3 protein-coding genes are annotated in these 1,486 nt (G+C 44.1%); all 3 read left to right on the top strand.

Features of this window, described 5'->3' with window-relative positions:
• Positions 1–173: 173 nt before the first annotated feature.
• Complete coding sequence (locus V5N63_RS09670) at positions 174–413, top strand: hypothetical protein (protein WP_332033781.1); 240 nt, start codon at positions 174–176, stop codon at positions 411–413.
• A gap of 47 nt (positions 414–460) precedes the next feature.
• Positions 461–955 carry a hypothetical protein gene (locus V5N63_RS09665; RefSeq protein ID WP_332033780.1) on the top strand — a complete coding sequence of 165 codons (495 nt, stop codon included), beginning with the start codon at positions 461–463 and terminating at the stop codon, positions 953–955.
• Between the two features lie 25 nt (positions 956–980).
• Positions 981–1,486: hypothetical protein (locus tag V5N63_RS09660; RefSeq protein ID WP_332033779.1), on the top strand; the 506-nt coding region annotated here is incomplete at its 3' end.

Genomic DNA, 1,486 nt, shown 5'->3' with positions numbered 1-1,486 from the left:
TCAAGGATCAAAGGCAGGTTCTCATTTACCGGTGTATTGCAGAAAGAGGATGGCAGCATGGACACTAAAAACCTGGTGAAAATATCCAATGGCGTTTTTGATCTTCCCTTGGAAGTTAAAAGCCGGATGGATCCCAGATAACGAAACATAATTTCCTGGCAAATAATGTCAAGATGAAAAAACTAACACGCTGGCTTTACGCAATTGCCATCCTCATTTTTTCAACTTTACTGGTTGCATTTGCTTACGATATGGAACAAGGCACATCAATTCCACTGTCGAGCACGCAGGCTGGCAGGCAGGAAATGCTGATGTGGGTGGCTGAGGTATTAGGATTTAAAGGCAGCATTGTAGTAGGGGTGCTGGCAACGGGTTTCGGTTTGTATTATGCCATTAGTCAACACTTCAGGTAGATAGAGAAGAAACAGTGATATAACAGTGCAAAAATTAATCAATATTGTTGAGTAACGCTATAAAATTTATTGGCATCATATTCATTATACTCGGCATCATCTCCGGCCTGCTGGGCGTGCGCTCCTACCTGCGTGATGATGCTTATGCAAAAGCAAGTGTGGTGGTGAAATCATCGGTAAAGTGGGCGGAAGTAAAACCCAATCCCTGGAAAAGTACGGTGAGTATTAAATTGATGCTGAGCTACATGCGGGACGGCGTACCGGACAGTTTAGAACACAATTATTCCCTGTTTTATTCCCAGCACGAACCGTTGCCGACTGTAGAACAATTAAAGGCAGCAACGCCGTATATCCGATACGTGCCAAAAGAAAAAAGAAGTAAACACATCCCGGATTGGGTGATGGTGGGCAGCAAGGATCAACATGATGGGGTATATGGTTACACAGGGTTTGCATGGATGTTGCGGTTTTTGCTGTCGGGAACAGCCCTGATGATTTACAGCAAAGTCAGGAAGCAGAACAGGGGGCCTTTCCAATTATGAAAAATACATCATCAAAATCATTTTCATGAATACATTTCTAAAAACGGTTAAGCGTCACCTGGCAATAGTGGTGGATTTCCGGACTTATTATAAAAAACCAAACAGTTCCGGACTGCTGCTGCTGCTATTGCTGTTTGCGAACAGCCTGTATGCCACCTCACCGGGGGATTATCCTGCATCCACTACTCCTGCTGAAATGCTCACCGATTTGCTGAACGGCGAATACCACGCCAGTCAAAAGGCAGTAAAATGGTTGGCCACGCCCGGCGATGTGCATGAATTTAACGGGCAGCTTGGGGAGAACCGCGTTTTATATTCTTTTATTGACACCACAATGACCGTCAAGCGTGGCAATGAGAATGTATATTATACAGTTTTCCGAACATCTCCAATGTTTACCAATGAAGATGGAGAATTTGTGAATGCCAACAGCTGCCACATGTGCGGCGTTAGCCTTGGATATTTTTCTTACACCATAGAGAATGACAGCATTTATATTCAGAAGTTCAAACGCAATTTTGCGACACACGG

This window comes from Kaistella sp. (genome assembly GCF_032060305.1).
Taxonomy (GTDB): Bacteria; Bacteroidota; Bacteroidia; order Flavobacteriales; family Weeksellaceae; genus Kaistella; species Kaistella yananensis.
The sequence above is the reverse complement of the archived record's forward strand: the minus strand, read 5'-3'. Positions and strand labels throughout refer to the sequence as shown.

Excerpts from the sequence above, each read along its gene's own strand:
- V5N63_RS09670 (WP_332033781.1), top strand. The coding sequence starts at position 174 with ATGAAAAAACTAACACGCTGGCTTTACGCAATTGCCATCCTCATTTTT.